18 protein-coding genes and 1 pseudogene are annotated in these 21,614 nt (G+C 71.6%); 8 read left to right on the top strand and 11 right to left on the bottom strand.

What is annotated here, in order from left to right; translation table 11 throughout:
• Window positions 1–62: 62 nt before the first annotated feature.
• The 4 genes and pseudogenes from Aut01nite_RS24205 to Aut01nite_RS24190 all read left to right on the top strand — a co-directional run.
• Window positions 63–1,481, top strand: a pseudogene (locus tag Aut01nite_RS24205) (MFS transporter); the annotation flags it as partial.
• Window positions 1,482–2,368: 887 nt separating this feature from the next.
• A complete protein-coding gene (locus tag Aut01nite_RS24200) occupies window positions 2,369–3,001 on the top strand; it encodes a futalosine hydrolase (protein WP_043522664.1) in 633 nt (210 codons plus the stop codon).
• 502 nt (window positions 3,002–3,503) lie between these two features.
• Window positions 3,504–4,697 (top strand): MFS transporter, encoded by a 1,194-nt coding sequence (locus Aut01nite_RS24195; protein ID WP_052163221.1) that lies wholly within the window; start codon window positions 3,504–3,506, stop codon window positions 4,695–4,697.
• 316 nt (window positions 4,698–5,013) lie between these two features.
• Entirely contained in the window at window positions 5,014–5,610 is a 597-nt protein-coding gene (locus tag Aut01nite_RS24190; RefSeq protein WP_043522666.1) for a TetR/AcrR family transcriptional regulator, read from the top strand.
• Here the strand turns inward: Aut01nite_RS24190 and Aut01nite_RS24185 are convergent.
• The 3 genes from Aut01nite_RS24185 to Aut01nite_RS24175 are packed head-to-tail and all read right to left on the bottom strand — an operon-like array spanning window position 5,595 to window position 10,157.
• Window positions 5,595–6,947: a GH1 family beta-glucosidase gene (locus tag Aut01nite_RS24185; RefSeq protein ID WP_043522667.1), complete on the bottom strand. Its 1,353-nt coding sequence runs from the start codon at window positions 6,945–6,947 to the stop codon at window positions 5,595–5,597. The two genes, Aut01nite_RS24190 and Aut01nite_RS24185, sit on opposite strands and share 16 nt — an antisense overlap.
• Before the next feature lie 10 nt (window positions 6,948–6,957).
• Window positions 6,958–8,133 carry an MFS transporter gene (locus tag Aut01nite_RS24180; protein WP_043522669.1) on the bottom strand — a complete coding sequence of 392 codons (1,176 nt, stop codon included), beginning with the start codon at window positions 8,131–8,133 and terminating at the stop codon, window positions 6,958–6,960.
• Window positions 8,130–10,157, bottom strand: coding sequence for an amidohydrolase family protein (locus Aut01nite_RS24175; RefSeq protein WP_043522671.1), 2,028 nt, complete (start codon window positions 10,155–10,157; stop codon window positions 8,130–8,132). The genes Aut01nite_RS24180 and Aut01nite_RS24175 overlap by 4 nt, the downstream gene beginning before the upstream one ends.
• A 127-nt stretch (window positions 10,158–10,284) precedes the next feature.
• Between Aut01nite_RS24175 and Aut01nite_RS24170 the strand changes: the two genes are divergently transcribed.
• The gene (locus Aut01nite_RS24170; protein WP_052163222.1) at window positions 10,285–11,094 is read left to right on the top strand and encodes a 1,4-dihydroxy-6-naphtoate synthase; all 810 of its coding nucleotides are present in this window, start codon (window positions 10,285–10,287) and stop codon (window positions 11,092–11,094) included.
• On the opposite strand, the gene Aut01nite_RS24165 is transcribed toward Aut01nite_RS24170, so the two are convergent.
• From Aut01nite_RS24165 to Aut01nite_RS24155, 3 genes are read right to left on the bottom strand one after another with little or no spacing between them, the layout of a single operon-like run.
• Window positions 11,095–11,481, bottom strand: a complete 387-nt coding sequence (locus tag Aut01nite_RS24165; protein WP_043522675.1) for a cold-shock protein — start codon at window positions 11,479–11,481, stop codon at window positions 11,095–11,097.
• Between the two features lie 46 nt (window positions 11,482–11,527).
• Window positions 11,528–12,154, bottom strand: coding sequence for an HAD family hydrolase (locus tag Aut01nite_RS24160; protein WP_043522676.1), 627 nt, complete (start codon window positions 12,152–12,154; stop codon window positions 11,528–11,530).
• Window positions 12,151–12,351 carry a hypothetical protein gene (locus Aut01nite_RS24155; RefSeq protein ID WP_043522677.1) on the bottom strand — a complete coding sequence of 67 codons (201 nt, stop codon included), beginning with the start codon at window positions 12,349–12,351 and terminating at the stop codon, window positions 12,151–12,153. The genes Aut01nite_RS24160 and Aut01nite_RS24155 overlap by 4 nt, the downstream gene beginning before the upstream one ends.
• A gap of 80 nt (window positions 12,352–12,431) precedes the next feature.
• Here Aut01nite_RS24155 and Aut01nite_RS24150 point away from each other — a divergent pair, with 80 nt between their 5' ends.
• The 3 genes from Aut01nite_RS24150 to Aut01nite_RS24145 all read left to right on the top strand — a co-directional run bounded on the left by Aut01nite_RS24150 (window position 12,432) and on the right by Aut01nite_RS24145 (window position 16,907).
• Window positions 12,432–14,804: a helicase-associated domain-containing protein gene (locus Aut01nite_RS24150; protein ID WP_043522678.1), complete on the top strand. Its 2,373-nt coding sequence runs from the start codon at window positions 12,432–12,434 to the stop codon at window positions 14,802–14,804.
• Window positions 14,805–14,880: 76 nt separating this feature from the next.
• Entirely contained in the window at window positions 14,881–15,009 is a 129-nt protein-coding gene (locus Aut01nite_RS44395; RefSeq protein ID WP_268871680.1) for a hypothetical protein, read from the top strand.
• Window positions 15,010–15,245: 236 nt separating this feature from the next.
• Window positions 15,246–16,907: a DNA repair helicase XPB gene (locus tag Aut01nite_RS24145; protein ID WP_043522679.1), complete on the top strand. Its 1,662-nt coding sequence runs from the start codon at window positions 15,246–15,248 to the stop codon at window positions 16,905–16,907.
• Between the two features lie 48 nt (window positions 16,908–16,955).
• On the opposite strand, the gene Aut01nite_RS24140 is transcribed toward Aut01nite_RS24145, so the two are convergent.
• The 5 genes from Aut01nite_RS24140 to ligD (Aut01nite_RS24120) form a co-directional block, all read right to left on the bottom strand.
• Window positions 16,956–17,651 carry a GntR family transcriptional regulator gene (locus Aut01nite_RS24140; RefSeq protein ID WP_373871539.1) on the bottom strand — a complete coding sequence of 232 codons (696 nt, stop codon included), beginning with the start codon at window positions 17,649–17,651 and terminating at the stop codon, window positions 16,956–16,958.
• An 18-nt stretch (window positions 17,652–17,669) separates the two neighbouring features.
• A complete protein-coding gene (gene trpA / locus Aut01nite_RS24135) occupies window positions 17,670–18,440 on the bottom strand; it encodes a tryptophan synthase subunit alpha (protein ID WP_052163223.1) in 771 nt (256 codons plus the stop codon).
• On the bottom strand, window positions 18,437–19,612 hold the full coding sequence (gene trpB / locus Aut01nite_RS24130) for a tryptophan synthase subunit beta (protein ID WP_204037668.1): 1,176 nt from the start codon (window positions 19,610–19,612) through the stop codon (window positions 18,437–18,439). Before trpB ends, trpA begins: the two co-directional genes overlap by 4 nt.
• 140 nt (window positions 19,613–19,752) lie before the next feature.
• Window positions 19,753–20,661, bottom strand: coding sequence for a non-homologous end-joining DNA ligase (gene ligD, locus Aut01nite_RS24125; protein WP_043522871.1), 909 nt, complete (start codon window positions 20,659–20,661; stop codon window positions 19,753–19,755).
• Entirely contained in the window at window positions 20,651–21,592 is a 942-nt protein-coding gene (ligD, locus tag Aut01nite_RS24120) for a non-homologous end-joining DNA ligase (protein ID WP_043522680.1), read from the bottom strand. The genes ligD (Aut01nite_RS24125) and ligD (Aut01nite_RS24120) overlap by 11 nt, the downstream gene beginning before the upstream one ends.
• Between the last annotated feature and the right edge of the window lie 22 nt (window positions 21,593–21,614).

Here is a 21,614-nt window from a genome sequence, read left to right as displayed (position 1 = left end):
AGCGAGGCGTAGGAGGATCGCCGGACGCCGGAACGGGACGCGGGTCGCCCACATCAGTCAGGATGGTTCCCATGCCGCTGCTTCCCTCGCTCGGACGCACCGTCGGCACCGGCGTCAAAGCCGCCCGGCTGCTGGTGCGCGGCTCGGTGCGTGGAAGCGCCTGGGCCACCCGCCGGGTCGGCTCGGCGCGGGCCCGCGGCGCCGCCGGCGAGATCGGCATGATCCGGCTCTTCGATCTGCACGCGGTCTCCTGCGCGGGCGACGCCCTCATCGCGATCGGCCTGGCCGGGACCATCTTCAGCGTTCCGCTCGGCGAGGCCCGCAGCAAGGTCGCGCTCTACCTGCTCATCACGATGGTGCCGTTCGCGCTGCTGGCGCCGGTGGTCGGCCCGCTGCTCGACCATTTCCGGCACGGGCGGCGCTACGCGCTGGCCACCACCTTCCTGGGCCGAGCCTTCCTGGCCTACGTGATGGCCGATCATCTGACCGGCTGGGCGCTCTACCCAGCGGCTTTCGGGGTGCTGGCGCTCTCCCGGGCCTATGGTGTGGCCCGCTCCGCCGCCGTCCCCCGCCTGCTGCCGGACGGCATCGGGCTGTCCCAGGCCGGTGCCCGCGCCAGCGTCTACGGCACGTTCGCCGGCGCCCTGGTGGCGCCGATCGGCCTGCTCGCCTTCAAATTCGGGCCACAGTGGCCGCTGCGGGTCGCCGCCGTCATCTTCGTGGTCGGCATGGTCGTCGCGCTCCGTCTGCCGCCACGCGCCGATTCGGACCCCCCGGAGGCACTGCCCAAAGCCTGGCGTGCGGTGCTCCGGATCCGGGGCACGGAGATGCCCCTCTCCGGCCGCCTGGTCGTCGCCACCCTGATCGGCAGCAGCAGCCTGCGCCTGCTCTACGGATTCCTGCTGCTCTTCCTCACCTTCGCGATCATGGGCAACCAGCTGGACACCACGCTGTTCGGCCTGGAGGTCGGTCGGGGCACCGCGGCCGGCCTGGTCGGCGGGGCCCTCGCGCTCGGCACGTTCGTCTCCACCGCCGCCGGCACCAGCCTGCGGATCCGGCGGCCGCTCGCGCTGCAGTCCAGCGGCCTCGTCGTGGTCGCCGGTGTGACAGTGCTCACCACGATCTTCTACAACCTGGCGATGCTGACGCTTGTCGCGCTGCTCACCGCCGTCTTCAGCGGCATCGCCAAACTCGCCGTCGACGCCAGCATCCAGGAACGCGTCCCGGAGCAGCAGCGCGCCACCGCCTTCGCCCACTCGGAGACCGCCCTGATGCTCGCCTGGGTGGCCGGCGGCGGCCTGGGCCTCATTCCGTTCCCCGGCCGCCTCGGCATCGGTTTCGCGGCCGCGCTCGCGGTCCTGGCCGCCCTCCGCGCCGCCTGGGCCGCCACCCGCCTGCACAACGAACGCCTCTCCGGCCGCCCCGACGCCGTCCCCGCTCCGGGCCCTTCCGACACTGCCGCCTCCTCGACCACCGCCACCACCAATCAAGATCAAGACCAGGCTGCGGGGTACGGGGAAAGCGACCGCCCCGAAGCACCCGACCCGTCCCGCGGCAACCGGCCCGGCCGGCGAACCCCGGGCTACGACCGGGACAGGGCCGGCAGCGGGACGATCCCCGGTGGCATCCGTGAGGCGGCCCCGGCAGGGTCGAACCCACCGCCGTCGCAGCGCTCGCCGGCGGAATCCGGTGCGACGTCACCGCGCGCCGCCGCGGACCGTGGAAACCCGGCCGGCCGCTCCGCTCCCGATCGGGAACACGCCGGGCCAGACCCCGGCGCGGCGCGGGACGGCGACACGCAGCGGATGGACTCCGCTTCCGCGGTGAAGGGCCGGCGGTGGTGGCGGGGCAGGCGCAAGAACCCCACCGCACCGGCCGAGCCGGCTGCCGACGGCTCGGCCACCGGCCGGCGGATGTCCGGCGACACCCGGACCGCCACCGCGCACGACGACGGCCGGCACCCCGGAACGCACGGCGATGATCGGCCGGCCGGCAGCCGGCAGCCGGGAGTGCGTGCCGGTGACCGATCCGCCGGCGGCCCGCGGGCGGGGACGCCTGGCGGTGGCCCATCGGCCGGCGTCCGGCAGACGGGGACGCGTGGCGGTGACCGTTCGGTCGACAGCCCGCAGACGGGGACGCGTGGCGGGGACCGGGCACCCGGGCGGGCGTACACCGCTGGGCGGACGGCTGACGACGACTGGTTCGCTGACGATGACCCGACCACGCGGCTCGCCGGCGAGAGCCGGGGGAACGCCGGTGCGGGTGGCGGGTTCGGGGCGGCTCCGGCGCCGCCCGGGTACCACGTCTACCGGCCGTCCTCCGCCGATTCCGGGACGCGTGACGGTGAGCCGACGAATGGTGAGGACTCGTGAACCCGTACCCCCTCCTGGTCGTGACCGCTGTCGCCGCCGAAGCCGAAGCCTTCCGTGACCTCCTCGACCCGGACCGGATCGTCGTCGGGGCCGTCGGTGTCGGCCCGGCCGCGGCCGCCGCGGGAACCGCGCGCCTGCTCGCCACCCGCGACTACCGCGCCGTGATCAGCGCCGGTATCGCCGGCGGCTTCCCCGGCCGGGTCCCCGTCGGCGGCCTCGTCATCGCCACCCGCAGCATCGCCGCCGACCTGGGCGCCGAATCCCCCGGCGGCTTCCTCCCGATCGACGAGCTCGGGTTCGGCACGAGTGTCCTCGACGCCGACCCGGACCTGGTCAAAGCCCTGCGCGCCGCCCTCCCCGAGGCGGTCTGCGGCGACGTGCTGACGCTGGCGACCGTCACCGGCACCGGCGAGACCGCCGACCGACTCGCCGCCCGTTTCCCGCTTGCGGCCGCCGAGGCCATGGAGGGGTACGGGGTGGCGGTCGCCGCCGAGGGCGCCGGTGTCCCGTTCGCCGAACTCCGCGCCATCTCCAACCCGATCGGCCCCCGCGACCGCGAGTCCTGGCGCATCCCGGACGCTTTCGCCGCGCTCCGGGCCGCCGCTCCCGCCCTCGACGCCCTTCCCTGACCTCCCACTGCCGGCGCTCACGGGCGCCTGGCCTGCCGTTCCGCCCGCCCGCGACCCACCGCGTCCCGGCACTCGCACCGCGGCGTGACCACCGCCCAGGCAGGTGCGAGGCGGGATGATCAGCCGTCGTAGCGTCGTCGAGCCTCGAGCAGGTCGTCGGTGTGGGCGCCGGACCAGGTCACGGTCGCCGAGATTCCGCTGGGTCGCCCGGGCGCCGCGGAGGACTACGGCCCCGTGGTGACCTTCCTGGCCTCCGACGCCACCCACCTGGTTCACCGGGAAGGTGTCGTTCGCCAGCGGCGGTCAGCGATGACGGAACCGGCCGGGGGTGCGCACGTTTCGCCCAGCGCGGCAGCCCACGGTCCGCCTCGGTGACCTCCGGCAGGACCGCGCGAAGGCGTTTACACGTAAGCCGTTGCCGTTGACGATCTCGACCGGCATGCTGCGCTGAACGGATGTGTGACCGACACCACCATCGCCTACCGCGGAGCGAGGGCAATCGATGAAGGATGTCAGCGAGGGCGGCATGTCGGCCGGCGCACGGGCCCGCTTGATCGGCGCCGGTTATGCCGCGCAAGGACTCGGGTACGCCGCCGTGGTCACCGCCTTGCCGACGTTCAAGGATCGGCAGGGCATCGACGACACCTTCGTCTCGGCGCTCCTGCTGCTCGTCGTGGTCGCGGCGGCGGGCGGGTCGGTGCTGGCCGACCGGGTGGCGGCGCGCTGGGGCAGCCGGTACGCGCTGGCGTCGGGCCTGTTCCTGGTCGGGGCCGGTCTCGCCGGCACGACGGTCTGGTCGCCGAATGCGGTCTTCGCCGCGATCCTGCTGGGGTACGGGCTGGGCCTGGGCGCGGTCGACGCCTCGCTGAGCATGCAGGGGGTGCTGGTGCAGGCCCGGCTGGGGCGCAGTGTGATGAGCCGGCTGTTCGCCGCGTACACCGCCGCCGCGATCGCCGCCGCCCTGCTCATGTCGGGGGCGCTGGAGTCGGGTGCGGGCGCCGCGGTGGCGGTCGGGACGGCGGCCGGGTTCGCCGTGGTGGTCGGCGCGGTGGGCTGGCGGCTGTTCGAACCGGGACGGACGCTGCGATCCAGTGTGGCCCATGCCGGGGGCAGCCGGAGCGTACGCCCGGTGGTCCTGGTCTGCGGAATGTTGATCTTCTCGGCGTTCCTGGTGGACTCGGCGGTCAGCACATGGAGTTCGGTCTATCTCCAGGACTCGCTGAACGCGGCGGCCTCGGTCGCGCCGCTGGGCTACGCCACCTATCAGGGCGCGGTTCTGGTGAGCCGCCTGGTCGCCGACCATCTGGTGCCACGGACCGGCCGGACGCTGATCGCCGTCGGTTCGCTGGCCGCCTGCGGGGTCGGCTGCGGGCTGGTCGTCGCCCTGCCCGCGGTGGGCGCCGCGGTGGCCGGCTTCGCGATCGCCGGAATCGGGGTCGGGGTGCTGGTGCCGCTGGCGTTCAGTGCCGCCGGGGAGGCCGCGGTGGGCAGCAGTGACGAAGTGGTCGCCAAGGTGAACCTGTTCAACTACGGCGGGGCGCTCCTCGGGGCGGTGCTGCTGGGCGCTCTCTCCGAACCGGTCGGCCTGCGCTGGGCGTTCCTGATCCCGGTCGTCGCGGTGGTCGCCACCCTGCCGCTGGCCCGCCGCCTCCGCCACCTGACCGTGATCACCCCTGTCCCCAACCCCACCCCCTGACCATTCCGGTACGGGCCACGCGACGTCCCGTGACTCGCGCCGGCCACGGCAGGCGTTCCCTCCCGACCGTCCCGCGGGTGCGGGTCATGCATGCCGTTGCGGTCACCCCCGGCTGGTTCTCACGGCTGTCTCAACCCCGCTGAGACAGCCACCACAACCAGCCGGACACAAACCGCAACCGGCCCGCGAACCGCTCGGCGTCACGCTCCGCCGGGGCAGGTGCCACCGGCGTGGCGAGTCCGGCGTCATACGCGCCTCGACTCCACACGCTGAACCGGCGGGCCTCGCGGGCCGGGGGCTGTGGCAAGCTGAGCGCGTGCCGAAGGTCGTGGATCGCGAGCAGCGACAGGCCGAGTTGCTGGCGGCCACCTGGCGGGTGGTGCGGGCACGCGGTGTCGAGGGCACCACCACCCGGGCGATCGCCGACGAGGCGGGGTGTTCGCTCAGCGTGCTGGCGCATTTCCTGGGCGGCAAGGACGACATCCTGGTGGCCGCGCAGAAGGCGGTCTACGAACGGATCGTGGAGCGGGCCTTCCGGATCGGTGGGGATCTGTTCGGGCTGGAGGCGCTGCGGGCGGCTCTGGAGTCGGTGCTGCCGATCGACGAGGAGCGGGCCGCGGACGCGCATGTGAACGTGGCTTTCGCCGGGGCGGCGCTGTCGCATCCGCGGCTGGCCGACTCGCGGCGGACCTCGCACCAGGAGATCCGGGTGCATCTGCGGAACTGCCTCGAGGAGGCGCGGGAGCTGGGTGAGCTGCGGGCCGGCGTCGACGACGAAGCGGTGATCGACGACTTCATCATCCTGGTCGAGGGCAGCACCCTGCTCAGCCTGGTCGACGGCTGGGCCGAGGAGGGACGCGCCGAGCGGCTGTCCCGCCTCGCCAACCAGTTCGTCGATCAGCTGCGCGGTTGAGCGGCGATCAGATCGCGGTACCAGTAGTAGGAGTCCTTGGGCGTACGCGAGAGATCTGTGTAGTCGACGTGGATCAGGCCGAAACGCTGCTCGTACCCCGCCGCCCATTCGAAGTTGTCCAGCGCCGACCACACGTAGTACCCGTCCACCCGTACCCCCGCGGCAATGGCCTCGGCCACCGCCCGCAGGTGAGCGTCGAGATAGCGGATGCGCCGCGGATCCGCGACCCGGCCGTCCGGCCCGGGCCCCGCGTCGTGGAACGACGCCCCGTTCTCCGTGATGATCACCGGCGGCAGGTTCGGGTACCGCTCGTGCAGCGTCACCAGGATCTCGGTCAGCCCGGACGGCACGATCGCCCATCCGAAATCGGTACGTTCATCGCACTTCACCGGCACCGGCGAGAACGGCATGTCCGACGGAATGTCCACTTCGAGCACCCCGCGGTAGTCCTTCCCGGCCCGCGGCGCCTCGATCATCGTCGGTTCGTAGTAGTTGACCCCGTAGAAGTCGAGCGGCGCCCCGATCAGCTCCAGGTCCCGGTCGAGTCGGGCGCCCGAGGTCCCGATCCCGGCCCGGATCAGCTCGTTCGGGTACTCGCCGCGCAGGATCGGGTCGGAGAAGGTCCAGTTGGTGAGTTCGGAGAAGAGCGCCGCTGCCGCGACGTCCGCCGGATCGTCGCCGGCCGGGGTCACCGGGAAGTGCTGGTTCGCGATGCCGACGGACCCCACCGCCCGGGTACGCAGAACCTGCGCCGCCAGCCCGTGCGCGAGCAGTTGGTGGTGCCCGGCCGGCAGCGCCCCGAGCCCGAGCCCGCGTGCCGGCGCGTGGTCGGTGAGCGCGTACCCGTAGAGGGTGTGCACGTTCATCTCGTTCATGGTGATCCAGTGCCGGACCCGGTCGCCGAGGCGGAGCGCGAGCGTGTCGGTGTAGTCGGCGAACCGGTACGCGGTGTCCCGGTTCATCCAGCCGCCCGCGTCCTCCAGTTCCTGCGGCAGGTCCCAGTGGTAGAGGGTCGGCACCGGCCGCAGCCCCGCGCCCAGGACGGCGTCGACGAGCCGGTCGTAGAAGGCGACATCCCCGGCCAGGATCCGCGGCCAGGAGAAGGAGAACCGGTAGTCCTGCACCCCGGCCGCGGCGATCAACGCGACGTCCGACTCGTACCGGTGGTAGTGGTCGATCGCCACTCGTCCGTCCTGACCGTTCACGACGGTTCCGGGCCGGGCGGTGAAGGTGTCCCAGATGCTCGGGCCCTTGCCGGCCGCGTCGGCCGCGCCCTCGATCTGGTAGGCCGACGTCGACATGCCGAACCGGAATCCGGCGGGTAGCTGGGGGTACAAGACGATCCTTTCAGCGAATTGCCCGAAGGCGCGGGAGGAGGGCCAGCGCGACGAGCGCGATGGCCGCCGTGACCAGGTAGAGGACGCGGTAACCACCGAGCACGGTGACGATCGGCGCGGCCAGCACGGGGGCCAGCATCTGCGGCAGCGTTCCGGCCACGTTGGCGACGCCGAGCAGGGTGGCCCGGGTCTCGGCGTCCGGCAGCACCTGGGTGAGGATCGCCATGTCGACCGCGATGTAGGCGCCCCATCCCACGCCGACCAGCACCGAGGCGACGATCACGACCGGGACGGCCGGGGCGAGGGCCATCAGTGTGGTGCCGGCGGCGAGCACGACCGCGCCCGCCGCCGCGAAGATCCGGCGTCTCTCCCAACGGTCCGACAGCAGCCCCCCGACGAACCCGAAGATCCCCGCGAAGAGCACGTTGACCACGGTCAGGATCAGCACCCAGCCGGCCGCGTCATCGACGCCGACCTGGTCGGACAGGTAGTACAGCAGGTAGACGAGGACCAGCGCGTTCACCAGGTTGAGCAGGAACCGGATCAGCCACGCCCAGACGAACTGCCCGCCCGGCCGGCGCAGCCGGCCTCTCCGCCGCTCGAGCACGGGACTCTCGCGATCGATGATCAGCAGCGCCGCGCCGAGCGCCGGAACAGCGATCGCCACCGCGATGTAGCCGATCGTCTGGTCCCCTGCCGCGACCGCCACGGCCGTGCCGAGGATGACGCCGATGATCTGGGCGACCCCGAACAGCGCGCCGACCGTGCCGCGCTGGCTCTCCGGCGCCCGGTCGCCGATCAGGGCGGCGAGCGCGGCGAGCGGCCCGTTGAGGCCGACCTGGACGAGGATCCAGCCGGCCACCATGGTCGAGCTGGTCTCGGCCGAGGACAGCACGAGCAGCCCCGCGACACCGATCACGGTTCCGGCCACGAAGATCGGCCGGCGGGCCCGCAGCCGGTCGGAGAGCGCGCCCCAGAGGGGGTTGGCCACCATGGACGCTCCCGCGCCCCACGCGGTGACCAGGGCGAGCAGAGCCTCCTTGCCGTCGTCGCCGGCCAGCCGGGCCGCCTGCTCGGGGAGCAGGATCTGGATCGGCCCGAACCAGCCGGCCGCGACACCGACCATGGCCAGCGCGTACGCCGCCATCCACCCGCGGCCGACCCGCGACTCGACGACAGCCGTCATCCACGCGCCCTTTCCCACATCACCGTGTACGCCTCGGCTCCGCTGAGCAGCTGCGACCGCAGCAGGGGCCCGTCCGCGCCGGCCTGGTTGATCAGGTCCGTGACCCAGTCGGCGTACAGGCCGTACTGGGCGACGCCGTCGGTGTTCAGGTCGAAGGTCCGGCTGCCGTAGACGTGCTTGCCGACCGTCGTGCCGTTGATGGCGGTGAAGGGATAGGTGAGTGGGCTGGAACCGGCGTTCAGGCGGGGGGCTGCCTGCGGGCCCAGCCCGTTCACGTCGGTGCCGACCCCGTACCCGGTGATCCTCGAGCCGTTGGCGAGGGCCCGGTGCGCACGCCATTCCTCCAGGAAGGTGCCGGTGGCCTGACCGTCGTCGGTGGCGGAGAAGGCGTAGCTGGCGAGGAATCCGCCGAGCCCCAGCATCCGGTTGATCAGGGCCGGGTCGGACCAGGTGTGCACCGAGGCGACCCCGGGATATCCGGCCTGTTCGGCCAGGTCCAGGACCGCTGACGCGGTCTTCACTCCCATGTGGTCGATGTGGATGATCATGCCGCGGTCGATCATCTTCTTGATGAGGTACGTTCCGAGCGCGGTGAGTCCCCGGGTGTTGCAGATCTTTCCGCTCGGATAGACCGGCAGGATCGTGCCGGCCGGCAGGTTGATCCCGAGCTGGAGCAGCTTCGCGATGTCGTCGCTGACCAGCGGTTGCTCATTGTCCGACGGCCCGGTGCAGCTGGTCGCCTGCCACCAGTGCCCGGTGGAGATCAGGTTGCCGACGTTGATCGCGGCGCCGGTCGTGCCCTCGTCGAACCGGGTGCCGCCGAACGCGTTGTCGAACTTGTGCACCGGGTAGAGGCCGCTGACCCCGATCGCCGCCAGTTCGTCGAGCCCGGCGTCGATGTCGGCGGTGGTGCACTGCGCGACACCGTTGATCTCGCGGCATCCGAAGAGCTCGGAGTTCTCCACGCCGATCGTGACGGCCAGCTTTCCCTGGGCGGCGATCCGGCGTACCTCCGCGGGGGTCTTCGCCAGCCGGAACCAGCCCTTGCCGGGACCGCCGCTGCGGGCGTCCACATAGTCCTGCATCTTCTGCAGATTGGCGGCCTGCGCCCGGATCTGGTCCATCTCGTCGCAGGAGGTGTGCTGGGGGGTCAGCTCACAGATCACCCGGTTGGCGACCAGCAGCACGTTGAGCACCCGCTGGCCGGACTTCCAGGCGCGTTCCAGGCTCCGGAAATAGGACGCCTCGTGCAGCATCGTGTCGTGCTGCGGCCAGTCGCCGAAGGTCGGCCAGCCGTCCTCGGCCGAGGCGATCGGATCGGTGCCGGCGATGATCGCTTCGAGGAGGGCGCCCCAGCCGAGGGTGGCGTGCGACGCGCAGCCTTTCAGGGCGACCGGGGCGCCACCGGCGGCGTACGCGTCCCCGCAGTGCAGTGATCCGCCGAAGGCCTCGGCCGCGGTGATGTGTGCGTGCGCGTCGATCCAGCCGACCAGCCTGCCGCCGGCGTCGACGCCGGCGGACGGGGTGCCGCTGACGCCGGTGGCGATGTCCGGGATCGCGGCGCAGCCGGTCGCCGGGGTGAGCGCGAAGGTGGCCCCGCCGGTGCCGAGCCCGCCCAGGTAGGAGCCCATCTGCTGGCCGGTCGCGGTGTTCACGAACCGGTGGCGGCTGCCGTCGGTGGTGATCGTCCAGTCGGCGCGGGGACCGTAGTCACCGCCGGCCCACACCCAGTTGGCCACGCTCTGGTAGGGCGGCGCGCCGTCGGCGTCCCGGAGCAGGTAGCGCCCGAGCGCGGTGGCCTCGGCGCGGAACGGCTCGGCCTTGGCGACCGAGCCGGTGAAGCCGTAGCCGACCGAATCCTTCCAGACGTGGCCGAGCGAGGTGGATCCGTTGAAGGCCTGGAGGGTGACGCATGCGCCCTCCAGGTCGTAGGCGGGCGTCCAGCTCGCGGCTCCGGAGGCGGGCGTGGGCAGCCCACCGACGAGGCCGAGCACCAGGACGCCGGCAACCAGCGGACGAGTCACGTGGCACCCCCCTTTTGTCGATCAATTGATCCACCAAAATTGGAGTGTAAGAACGGTCACACCTTCGAGGCCAGAGGGAGACGTGAATATTTTTCTCTGGAGCGGGATGAGAGCTAGCGTGTGGAGCGTGGCGCTCTCCCTGGCGGTCTCCCCGTGCCCCAACGACACCTTCGTGTTCCACGCCCTGATCCACGGACTGGTGCCTGGGGCGCCGCCGATCGACCTGACCTTCGCTGACGTCGACGTGACGAACACGGCTGCCCTCGACGGCCGGTTCGACCTGGTCAAAGTGAGCTATGCGGCACTGCCCTGGCTGCTCGACGACTATCAGCTGCTGCCCTGCGGGGGTGCGCTCGGGCGCGGCTGCGGCCCCCTGGTGCTCACCAACGGGCGCACCGACCTGACCGGCGCCACCGTCGCCGTCCCCGGCGACCGCACCACGGCATATCTGCTCTTCCGCCTCTGGGCCGCCGATCAGCCGCCGGCCCGCATCGAGGTCGTCCCGTTCCACCAGATCATGCCGGGTGTGGCGGAGGGCCGGTTCGACGCCGGCCTGGTAATCCACGAAGCCCGCTTCACCTACCAGCGATATGGGCTGACCGCCCTGGTCGACCTCGGCGAGTGGTGGGAGCGCGACACCGGCCTGCCCATCCCGCTCGGCGCCATCCTCGCCCGGCGCGGCACTGTCGACCCGGCCGCGGCCACCGGCTGGATCCGGGAGTCACTGCGGCTCGGCTGGAGCGATCCGGCCGCCGGCCAGGACTTCATCCTCGCCAACGCGCAGGAGATGGAGCCCGCGGTGGTGAAACAACACATCGAGCTGTACGTCAACGAGTTCACCCTGGAATTGGGCGAAGACGGACTCGCCGCCGCCGACGCCCTGCTCGGGCGCGCGGCAGCGGCGGGTCTGACGCCTGCTGTTCCGTCGTTCGTCTAGTCAGATCTCGAACTCGCGGGCGACCGCGTGCACCAGCTGCGCGATCTTCAACGAGGTCTTCTTGTCGGGATAGCGCCCACGCTGCAGAGACGGCTGCACCGAGCTCTCCAGAACCTTGATCATGTCCTCGATCATGCTGGCCAGCTCGTCCGCCGGGCGGCGGCGCAACTCGGCCAGGGACGGCGGGGCGTCCAGCAGTTTCACGCCGAGAGCCTGCGCTCCCTTACGACTGTCGACGATGCCGAACTCGATCCGCTGACCCGTCTTCAGTTCCGTGACCCCCGCCGGCAGCGCACCCTTGGGAAGGAAAACGTCTCCGCCCTCGTCACTGGTGACGAAACCGAATCCCTTCGCTGCGTCGTACCACTTCACTCGACCCGTGGGCACCGCTGACCTCAACTTCACTCAATGGACACAACCGCTCACGGCAAGGCTATCTAGCGGACGGCCCCGGCCCAACTGCAATCTCACTGAGTAACGTCGGGAACACGGTCAGATCGGGCAACACGTACGAAGCGCCGGCCTCGCGCAGTTCGGTCTCGGAACACGGGCCGGTCGCCACCCCGATCCCCGGGACACCCGCGGTCCGGGCCGCGATCATGTCGCCGACGTGATCGCCCACGTACCACCGGACGCCGTGCTCGGTCAGCGCGGCCGCCTTGCCCTCGGAGAACAGGTCACCGGCCAGCTCGTCGGCGTGCAACCCGAGGTGATCCAGGTGCAGGCGGGCCAGCCGGCCCAGTTTCGAGGTGACCACCACGACCCGCAGCCCGGCCGCCCGGACCGCGTCGAGGGTCTCCACCGCGCCCGGGGTGGGCCGGCTCGGAGTGACCGCGTGATCCGGATAGAGGGCACGGAAGGTGGTGACCGCCTCCTCGACGTCCTCCTCCGGAAACCAGTACCGCAGCTCGGTCCGCAGCGGCGGACCGAGCCGGGACACCGCGAGATCGGCGTCGACGTGCACGCCGGTCTCGGCGGTGAGCGCCCGATACGTCTCCCGGATACCCGGCCGGGAGTCGATCAGGGTCATGTCCAGGTCGAAACCGACCGCGTCCCTCACGGGTGCCGGCTGGACGCCCGGTAGCTCAGGCTCTCCACCGGAAGAGGGAAAGTCTGATCGTCACCGAACGGGGACGGGGCCGCGGCACGGTCGGAGACGAGCTCGGACACGTGCATCTTGCCCTTCATGTCCACACCGCGCGCCTGAGCGTGCTCGTTCGCCGGCGTCGAGCTGCCCGCCGTGATCCCCTTCGCCACTTTCGGTCCTCCTGAAGATCGAAGGCCCGGCCACGCCCGGACCAACCACTATCGTCCCATGAACGTTAGCGTTGAAGACGATGGCCACCACATTCGCCGATCAACTCCGGTCGCTGCCGGACGAAGCTCTGGGCGCGCTCATACAGTTGCGCCCCGACCTCGTCGTTCCGGTGCCCGCCGACATCTCGGCCCTCGCCGTACGCGCACAGTCCCGCAACTCGGTCGCCCGCTGTCTGGACGGCCTCGACGAGTTCGCCCTCACCATTCTCGACGCGGCCCGCCTGAGCCGGGCCGCCGACACCGCGCTGACCTCGGTCGACGCCATCCTCGAGCTCGCCGGGACAGCGCCCGCCGAGGACGTCCGGGTGGCGATCGACCGGCTCCGGGTGCGGTTCCTGCTGCACGGGCCGCCCGAGGCGTTGCAGGTCGTCGGCGCCGTCGACGAGGTCACCTCGCCGTACCCCGCCGGCCTCGGCCGTCCCGCCGACTACCTGGACGCCCGGGCCGCCGCGCTCTGCGCCGACCGCGCCAAGCTGCGCCGCACCGTGCTCGCCGCGCCACCCGGCGCCCGGGCCGTACTGGACCGGCTCGCCGCCGGCCCGCCGGTCGGCGCCCTCAACCGGCCCGCGCTCGGCCCGGAAAGCATGGCCGAACCGATCCGCTGGCTCGTCGAACAGCACGTCCTGGTGCCGATCTCGGAGGCCGGCCGCGCCCCGCGCCCCGACGGCGAACTGGTCGAGCTCCCCCGGGAAGTCGGCATGCTGCTGCGCCGGGAGACCGGCCCGCTCGGCGTGCTGCGCCCGCTCCCGCCGGTCCCGGGCGCCCCGTCACGCGATCCGCGGTCCGCCGACTCCGCCGGCGCCGGGCAGACCATGGAGGCGGTCCGCGCCACCGAGGCGATCCTCGAGACCCTCGCCGCCGAGCCGGCCCCCGTGCTGCGCACCGGCGGGCTCGGCGTCCGCGACCTGAAACGACTGGCCAAAGTCGCCGGGACCGACGAGGCGGGGACGGCGCTGCTGGTCGAGACGGCGTACGCGGCCGGCCTGCTCGGCGAAACCGACGCCGGCCCCAACCAGGAGCTATTCCTGCCCACCGGGGCGTACGACCTGTGGCGCGCCACCGGCATCGCCCACCGCTGGGGCGCCCTCGCCCGGGCCTGGCTCGCGATGACCCGGCAGCCGGGCCTGGTCGGCCGCCGCGACGAACGCGACCGGCCGATCAACGCCCTCGCCCCCGACGCGGAACGAGCCGGCGCCCCACAGGCCCGCCGGGAGGCGCTGAACGCGCTCGCCGAACTGGACACCGGTGCCGCGCCGGCCACCGACGACCTGCTGGCCCTGCTGTCGTGGCAGGCGCCCCGGCGGGCCCGCGGCCGGGAGGCGGCACATCGGGACGCGTACGCCGGGGCGGCCCTGCTGGGGATCACCGGGCTGGGCGCGCTCACCTCGTACGCCCGCCTGCTCCTGAACGACTCCGGACCGGACGAGACCGACCCGCTCGGGGTGCACCCGGAGGACGCGCACGCCGACGCGGTCCGCGCCCTCGACCAGCTGCTGCCCGCCCCGGTCGATCACATGCTGGTGCAGGCCGACCTGACCGTGATCGTGCCCGGCCCGCCCGAGCCCGACCTGGCCACCGAACTCGACGTGCTGACCGAGCAGGAGTCGGCGAGCGTCTTCCGGGTCACCCCGGCCAGCGTGCGGCGTGCCCTCGACATCGGCTACCAGGCCACCGACCTGCACGAGCTGTTCCGCCGCCGGTCCCGTACCCCGGTGCCGCAGACGCTGACCTACCTGATCGACGACGCCGCCCGGCGGCACGGCGGTCTGCGCAGCGGCTCGGCCGGCTCCTACCTGCGCAGCGACGACGAGGCGCTGCTGGCCGAAGTGCTCGCCGACAAGCGGGTCGGCACCCTCGACCTGCGCCGGATCGCACCGACCGTGCTGGTCAGCCCGCGCCCGGTGACCCGGCTGCTGGGCGCGCTGCGCGAGGCCGGTTACGCCCCGGTCGCCGAGGACGCCGGCGGCACCACCGTGCTGAGCCGGCCGAAAGTTCGGCGGGCCCCGAGCCGCTCCCCGCGCATCGCCGAAGCGTCCACCCCCGTGCTGACCGGCCCACGCCTGGCCGGGGTGGTCGAACAGCTCCGCCGTGGTGACATCGCCACCCGGGCCGCCCGGCGCGCCCCGGTCACCGTGCGGGCCGCACACGGCCAGGCGATCCCCGGCCTGACCGCGGTCCAGCAGCACACCCAGGCGATGGCGGTGCTCCAGCAGGCGGTCCGCGACAAGGCCCGCGTCTGGGTCGGTTACGTCGACTCGCACGGCGCCACTCTGTCCCGCCTGGTCCGTCCGGTCTCCCTGTCGGCCGGTTACCTCCGTGCCGAGGACGAACGCGGCGAGAGCCTGCACACCTTCGCCCTCCACCGCATCACCGCCGCAGTCACGGAGGAATAGTCCCTCGCCTGCCGACTTGCGACTAGCTGCGCAGGGCCTATAGGCGCTATATCGAGAGAGCTTCAGGGAGGCCGGCATGCCGAATTACAAGGGTGAGACGACCTGGGAGGACGAGCTCATCGACGAAGGCTGCGTCGAGAGCATCCGAAACAGTGCCGTCCAACTCCTCGCGCATCGTGGAGTCGGCACACCGAGGCAGGGCTGATTGCAGAAAAACTCATCGACCAGGATCGAAACACGGCGGTCGAGCGGGCCGCGTTCGAAAATCTCGGAGAGCTCAACGCCCTGATTGTCGGCGAGTAGGGGTTTTGCGGGGTCGTGCGCCCCCGTTTGACGCACGACCCCGCCGTTAATACCGACGCTCTACGAGGGCGAAAGGTTGTAGACGAATCTCGTGGCAGACTGGAGGGTCGGCATCTCGGCTCTTCGGAGGGCGTACGCGTGAGTGGCGGACCACTGATCGTGCAGTCGGACAAGACCCTTCTCCTGGAGGTTGATCACCCGGACGCGCAGGCATGCCGGATGGCGATCGCGCCCTTCGCCGAGTTGGAGCGTTCTCCGGAACACGTGCACACCTATCGACTGACCCCGCTGGGCCTGTGGAACAGCCGGGCCGCCGGGCACGACGCGGAGAGCGTGGTCGACTCGCTGATCAAGTTCTCGCGGTACCCGGTGCCGCACGCGCTGCTGGTCGACGTCGCCGAGACGATGGATCGGTACGGTCGCCTTCAGCTGCTCAACGACCCGGTGCACGGGCTGGTCCTGCGCGGCCTCGACAAGATCGTGCTGATCGAGGTGGCTAAATCGAAGAAGCTGGCCGGCATGCTCGGCACCCGGATCGACGACGAGACGATCATGGTGCACGGGTCCGAGCGCGGCCGGCTCAAGCAGGCACTACTCAAGCTGGGCTGGCCGGCCGAGGATCTGGCCGGTTACGTGGACGGCGAGGCGCACCAGATCGACCTCAGAGAGGACGGGTGGACGCTCCGGTCGTACCAGCAGGAGGCGGTCGACGGTTTCTGGGCCGGGGGCTCAGGGGTGGTGGTGCTGCCCTGTGGCGCGGGGAAGACGCTGGTCGGCGCGGCGGCGATGGCGACGGCCAAGGCCACCACGCTGATCCTGGTGACCAACACGGTCGCCGGCCGGCAGTGGAAACGGGAGCTGCTGGCCCGGACCACGCTGACCGAGGAGGAGATCGGGGAGTACAGCGGGGAGCGCAAGGAGATCCGCCCGGTCACCATCGCCACCTATCAGGTGCTCACCTCGCGCCGTGGTGGCGCGTTCACCCACCTGGACCTGTTCGGCGCACGGGACTGGGGCCTGGTCGTCTACGACGAGGTGCACCTGCTGCCGGCGCCGATCTTCCGGTTCACCGCGGACCTGCAGGCCCGCCGGCGGCTGGGTCTCACCGCCACGCTGGTCCGCGAGGACGGCCGCGAGGGTGACGTCTTCTCCCTGATCGGCCCGAAACGGTACGACGCGCCTTGGAAGGACATCGAGGCGCAGGGCTGGATCGCCCCGGCGGAGTGTGTCGAGGTGCGGGTCACCCTCACCGACGCGGAGCGGATGTCGTACGCGGTGACCGAGGCCGAGGAGCGCTATCGGGTCGCGGCCACGGCACGCACCAAACTGCCCGTGGTGAGGGCCCTGGTCGACAAGCACCCGCAGGAGCAGGTGCTGGTGATCGGCGGTTTCCTGGACCAGTTGCACGAGCTCGGCGAGTTCCTGGACGCCCCGATCGTGCAGGGTTCGACGACGAACAAGGAGCGGGAGCGGCTGTTCGACGCGTTCCGGGACGGATCGCTGCGGACCCTGGTGCTGTCGAAGGTGGGGAACTTCTCCATCGACCTGCCGGAGGCGGCGGTGGCGATCCAGGTGTCCGGCACGTTCGGTTCACGGCAGGAGGAGGCGCAGCGTCTCGGCCGGGTGCTGCGGCCGAAGGGCGACGGGCGGCAGGCGCATTTCTACACGGTCGTCTCCCGGGACACGATCGACACCGAGTACGCCGCCCACCGTCAGCGCTTCCTCGCCGAACAGGGCTACGCCTACAAGATCGTCGACGCGGACGACGTCCTCGGCCCGCCGATCCCGCAGATCGACTGATCGACTGATCGACGGCAAGAGTCATGCCGGTCCTGGGGATGCCGCCGATCACTCCGCGGTGGCCCATTGGAGGGACAGGCGAGTGGCGGCGCGTTCGGCGCGGATCTCCATCAGGTCGCCGAGGATGACGGCGCGGTCCACCACCACCGGCTGCTCGTCCATGGCGTAGGTGGTCCGCTCGCTGACGAAGACCGCCTCACCGGCCGGCCGCCGCAGGTGACCGGCGACCGGTTCGGTGAGCAGCCCCGGAACGATGCGTTCCGAGGCGCGCACGATCGTCACCCCGGCGTCGGCGAGCGCCTCGTACAGCGAGGTTCGTCGGAAGTTCTCGTCGGCGATCCGGGAGCCGTACGGTTCCGGGATCCACGACGTCTGATGGATGACCGGCTGGTCGCCGAGCAGCCGTACCCGTTCCAGACGCAGGCCGGCGCCCTCCGCGGCAACCGAGATCACCTCGGTGGTCACGTCGTGGCCCTGTTCGCGCAGGTCCTCGACGAAGCTGCGCAGCGTGTCGACCCGGTACGCGGCCTGCACCGGCGCCACGAACGTGCCCCGCCCGGCCTGCTGCAGGATCAGCCCGTCGTCGCGCAGCTGTTGAAGGGCCTGGCGCAGGGTCATCAGCGTCACGCCGTACCGGGTGCTGAGTTCCCGCTGCGCGGGCAGCGCGTCACCGGGCCGGTACACCCCTGTCCGGATCTTGTCGGCCAGATCGGCGGCGATGCGCCGATATGCGGGGATCTTCACGGGACACAGTCTGGCCCATCACGCGTCGAGCGCCTTCCGGAACCCGGCCAGCACGGCGCCGAGCTGTTCCGGGGACTCTCCGTCGAGGATCCGTCGCATCAGCGTCGCCCCGATCACCACGCCGTCGGCCGACTCGGCGGCGGCGACGGCGTGCTCGTGGGTGGAGATGCCGAAGGCCAGCAGCACCGGCCGGTCGGTGAGCCGCCGCACTTCGGTGGCGAGCCGCCCGCCGGAGGCGGCGAACTCCGTGCCGGTCGTGCCCATCACCGAGACGGCGTAGACGAAGCCGCGGCTGCGTCCGACGATCTCGGCGAGCCGGTCGGTGGGTGTGGCCGGCGCGGCCAGCAACGTCAGTTCGACTCCTGCCGCTTCGGCGGCGGCGGCGAGCGGTGCGGCTTCGTCGATCGGCACGTCCGGCACGATCAGCCCGCTGATCCCGGCCGCCGCGAGTTCGGCGCAGAAGGACGGCCGGGAGATCACCAGGTTGTAGTAGGTCATGGCGATCAGCGGGATTCCCACGTCGACCGCCGCCACCTCGTCCAGCACGCTCCTGACCGTGACGCCGCGCCGCAGCGCGCGGTCCGAGGCATCCTGGATGGTCGGCCCGTCGAGGATCGGGTCGGAGAACGGGAGCCCGATCTCGATCGCGTCGGCGCCGTTGCGGGCGTACTCCCGCAGGTAGTCGGTCCAGTTCTCGCTGATGCCGCCGGTCAGATAGGGCACGAGCACCGACCGGCCGGTGTCCCGGCGCGCGCGCAGGTGTTCTTCGACTGCCACGAAGCCTGTCATGATGCCTCCATCAGGGTCGCCATGTCCTTGTCGCCGCGGCCGGAGAGCGTCACCAGCACCGTCGACCAGGGCGGCAGCTCCCCCGACTCGGCGGCCCGGATCACCCAGGCGATGGCGTGCGCTGATTCCAGCGCCGGGAGGATGCCTTCGGTACGGGCGAGCCGGTGCACCGCCGGGATCACCTCGGCGTCGCTGACCGTCACGTACCGGGCCCGGCCCATGTCTTTGAGGTAGGCGTGTTCCGGTCCGATCCCCGGGTAGTCCAGTCCGGCCGCGATCGAGTGCGCCTCGCTGACCTGCCCGTTCTCGTCCTGGAGCAGGTAGGACCGGAACCCGTGCAGCACACCGGTCTTTCCGGCCGCGATGGCCGCGCCGCCTTCGGCCTCGACGCCGATGAGCTGCGCCGGGGTGTCGGCGAATCCGGCGAACGTGCCGGCGGCATTGGAGCCGCCGCCGATGCAGGCGACCACGTAGTCGGGGTTTCCGGTGGTGAGTTCGGCCGCGCACTGGCGGCGTGCCTCGTCGCCGATGACCCGCTGGAATTCCCGGACCATCCAGGGGTACGGGTGGGGGCCCATCACGGAGCCGAGGCAGTAGTACGCCTCGTCGACGCAGGTGACCCAGTGCCGCATGGCTTCGCTCGTGGAGTCCTTGAGGGTCCGGGTGCCGCTGGTGACCGGGATGACCTCGGCGCCGAGCATCTTCATCCGGAAGACGTTGAGGGCCTGCCGCTCGATGTCGACCTCGCCCATGAAGATCGTCGCTTCGAGGCCGAGCAGCGCGGCCGCGGTGGCGGTGGCGACGCCGTGCTGTCCGGCGCCGGTCTCGGCGAGGATCCGGGTCTTGCCCATCCGCTGGGCGAGCAGCGCCTGCCCGAGCACATTGTTGATCTTGTGGGAGCCGGTGTGCGCCAGGTCCTCGCGCTTGAGCAGCACGTTGACGCCCAGTTCGGCGGAGAGCCGCCAGGCCGGGGTGAGCGCGGTGGGCCGGCCGGCGTGCACGGCGAGCAGCCGGTCCAGGTCGCGGTGGAACCGCGGGTCGGCCCACGCCTCCCGGAACGCCTCCTCGACCGCGGCACAGGCCGGGACGAGCGACTCGGGCACGTATCGCCCGCCGTACTCCCCGAACCGCCCCAGCTCGCCGGGCTCGGTCATGACACTGGCGGCCGGCATCGGCAGCGCGATCTCGGTCACGGCGCACCTCCACTGTTCTAGAACTGAGTTCTAGAACAGTTATACACAGCCGAGCCGGAAAAGAAAACGGCCCGGCACCCCTGAACGGGCCGGGCCGGGCGAATAAGGGGTCAGCGGCGTCAGGTCGGCACCGCCGGGCCGGGCTGGAGGATGTCGGCGAGCAGGTCACCGTGCGTTTCGACCCGCTGCAGGGTCTCGGCCGCGCCGCACTGCCACGACGGCATCTCCCCGGTCGCCATGGCCACCACCTCGTCCCAGGTGAGCGGCGTGGAAGCGGTCGGCGACTCCCCGGCCCGCAGCGAGTACGGCGTCACCGTCGTCTTGGCCGCCGCGTTCTGGCTCCAGTCGATGAAGATCTTCCCGGGCCGCAGCTGTCGGGCCATCTTCGCGGTGATCGAACCCGGCACCATCTTCGCCAGTTCCTCGGCGACCCGCTTCGCGTAGGCCGAGACGGTCTCCGAGGACTGGGTGCCGGAGATCGGGCAGCACAACTGCATGCCCTTCTTCCCGGACGTCTTCGGATAGGCGGCGATGCCGTCGGCGGCGAGCCGATCCCGCATCAAGACCGCCACCGCGCAGCATTCGTGCAGCCCGGCCGGCGCCCCCGGGTCCAGGTCGACGACCAGCAGGTCCGGGCCGGCGCCGATCCGCCACTGCGGCGTGTGCAGTTCGATCGCCGCCAGATTCGCCAGCCAGACCAGCGTGGCCAGCTCGTCGACCACCACGAAGTCGATGGTCTCCCGACTCTTCGTGGACCCCGGCACCGGCAGGGTCTCCAGGCGCACCCAGGACGGCGTACCCCCGGGCTTGTTCTTCTCGAAGAAGTGCGCCTCGTCGACCCCGTTGGGATAGCGGATCCGGGTGACCGCTCGATTCCGCAGGTGCGGCAGCATGACCGGAGCGACACGCGTGTAGTAGTCGATCACCTCGCCCTTGGTGAACCCGGCCGCCGGGTACATGACCTTGTCGAGGTTCGACAGCTCGACGTCGCGTCCTTCGATGGTCACCAGGAACCGGTCACGGGGCATCGTCGGCACACTCCGAGGGCAGCTTGTCGTCGCGCAGCCGCAGAAAGCGGGGAAAGCGCAGGCGACGGTCGGGCGTCTGGTTGCCGTAGCGGATCTCGGCCACGAGCTCGGGGCGTACCCAATGGGCTCCCCGGGCATCCGCACGCGGCACCGCACCGGGAGCGAACGGCGAACCGGAACTGGCGAGCGGCGCCAGCCGTGAGAGAAGGTCGCGCTCGGCCGCCGCGCCGATGCCGCCGCCCACCCGGCCCCGGAAGGCCAGGCCGGACGGGGTCGGCACGCCGATCAGGAGGCCGCCGAGCTTGCGGGCGCCGGGCCGCCAGCCGCCGATCACGTAGTCGCCGGTCCGGTCGAACTTGACCTTGACCCAGTCGGCGGAACGGTGTCCGGGCAGGTAGACCGAGTCGGAGCGCTTGGCCATCACGCCTTCGAGCTGGTTCTCCCGGGCGGCGGCCTCGGTGGCCGGCCCGTCACCGAAGGACGGCGGCACCATCCAGCGCGGCCCGGCCAGGTCGAGCTCCTCCAGACGCTCACGGCGAGCCAGGTAGGGCAGCCCGGTGTAGTCGATCCCGTCGTGGAAGAGCAGATCGAAGATGAGGTACGTGGCCGGAACGGTGACCGCGAGGGCGGCGGCCTTCTGCTTGTCCCGGACGTGCATCCGCTCCGCCAGCGCGGTGAACGACGGCCGCCCGGCCGCGTCGAAGACGACCATCTCGCCGTCCAGCAGCGTCCCCTCGGGCAGATGCAGGTCGGCGACCTCCGGGTAGGCGGGCGTGACCACCGCGCCGGACCGGGCGAACAGCTGTGGCGGCCCGCCGTCGAAGAGGGCCAGGACCCGCACCCCGTCCCACTTGAACTCGTAGCTCCAGTCCGGGCCCACCGGCAGCCGGCCCGCAGTCGCGAGCATCGGTGTCAGCGGTGATCCGGCCACCCGATCACCATAGGCAAAAGCG

Source organism: Actinoplanes utahensis (assembly GCF_016862455.1).
Classification (GTDB): domain Bacteria; phylum Actinomycetota; class Actinomycetes; order Mycobacteriales; family Micromonosporaceae; genus Actinoplanes; species Actinoplanes utahensis.
The sequence above is the reverse complement of the archived record's forward strand: the minus strand, read 5'-3'. Positions and strand labels throughout refer to the sequence as shown.

Bases quoted from the DNA above. Each gene is read 5' to 3' on its own strand.
- trpA (WP_052163223.1), bottom strand. From the start codon at position 18,440: ATGACAGGCTTCGTGGCAGTCGAAGAACACCTGCGCGCGCGCCGGGAC.
- Aut01nite_RS24195 (WP_052163221.1), top strand. From the start codon at position 3,504: ATGAAGGATGTCAGCGAGGGCGGCATGTCGGCCGGCGCACGGGCCCGC.
- Aut01nite_RS24180 (WP_043522669.1), bottom strand. From the start codon at position 8,133: ATGACGGCTGTCGTCGAGTCGCGGGTCGGCCGCGGGTGGATGGCGGCG.
- Aut01nite_RS44395 (WP_268871680.1), top strand. From the start codon at position 14,881: ATGCCGAATTACAAGGGTGAGACGACCTGGGAGGACGAGCTCATCGAC.
- Aut01nite_RS24150 (WP_043522678.1), top strand. From the start codon at position 12,432: ATGGCCACCACATTCGCCGATCAACTCCGGTCGCTGCCGGACGAAGCT.
- ligD (WP_043522871.1), bottom strand. From the start codon at position 20,661: ATGCCCCGTGACCGGTTCCTGGTGACCATCGAAGGACGCGACGTCGAG.
- trpB (WP_204037668.1), bottom strand. From the start codon at position 19,612: ATGCCGGCCGCCAGTGTCATGACCGAGCCCGGCGAGCTGGGGCGGTTC.